The 991-nt window shown below is 70.3% G+C and carries 1 protein-coding gene; it reads right to left on the bottom strand.

Features of this window, described 5'->3' with window-relative positions:
- Nucleotides 1-147: 147 nt before the first annotated feature.
- A complete protein-coding gene (locus ROTAS13_RS24995) occupies nt 148-396 on the bottom strand; it encodes a FitA-like ribbon-helix-helix domain-containing protein (RefSeq protein WP_252572787.1) in 249 nt (82 codons plus the stop codon).
- Nucleotides 397-991: the final 595 nt, after the last annotated feature.

A 991-nucleotide genomic window follows, 5' to 3' on the forward strand; every position in this document is an offset into this window, starting at 1 on the left:
TCGCCTTACGGTGGAGCTGTGCGTAGATGTGATCAAGAGACAGCGGCAGGAACAGCGTCTCCAGCGGCCGGGCGGCCAGAAAGCCCATGACCCGGGCGTCCGGATGCGGCCGCATCAGTTCGGAGACGACGTTGGTGTCGAGGAGGATCACCGCGCCTCGCCGCCGAAGAGCGGCGGCCGCTCCCGCTCCGCGGTGCGTGGCGGCAGGGCGAGGTCGATCCCGTGTTCGGGGCCAAAGAGGCGCGCGGCGATGGCGGGCAGCGTTTCGCGGCCCGCGGCCTCGCGGGCGATGGCGGCGCGCAGGAGCTCGCGCGCCTCCTCCTCAAGGGAGCGGCGGTGCCGACGCGCCCGCGCCTTCAGCTGGTCGCGCAGGGCCTCGTCGACATTCCGGATCAACAAGCTTGCCATGCCGTCCCCCTCGTTCCACACAGCATGCTATCAAATGCTAGCAAAATTCGCCAGGCCGCTATTATCGGACAAAAACGGGGACTCGTCCCCCCGAGCCCCTGCCCTCGTCTGCCGGTCCAGAGAACGCCCCCAGCGCCCGCCGCTCCGGCCATCGTCAGTGTGCCCGGACCGGCCCGCCCGTGGCAATCCGCCCCTCTCCGCCCCTTGGGCACGATAACGGTAGATTATCGTGCCTGGGTGCCTGCCCAGAGCGGCTGAAACAGCCGGAACCCGGCCCCGCGGGGCATTGGGCCCGACCGTCCGCTCGATCCCTGCAGGCCTACGTAGAGGGGCGCCTTTTGGGCTCGTGCGCAACGGCAGGGTCGGGCCGAAAGCGGCACGGCCGCTTTTGAGGGCCTGATGCGGGAGAGACGACATTTGTTCAGCCAGCTCTGGGCTGCCGGGTTTGATCCGACTGCCGCACGACGAGGCCGGCCTCGCACAGGTCGCCACCGTCCTGGCCGGCCTGTCGCCCGCGCTCATCGTTCTCGAGGCCACCGGCGGCTACGAGGTCCGGCTGGCGGCCGACCCCGCCACCGCCGGC

The sequence above is a fragment of the Roseomonas sp. TAS13 genome (genome assembly GCF_001950415.1).
Taxonomy (GTDB): Bacteria; Pseudomonadota; Alphaproteobacteria; order Acetobacterales; family Acetobacteraceae; genus Roseomonas; species Roseomonas mucosa.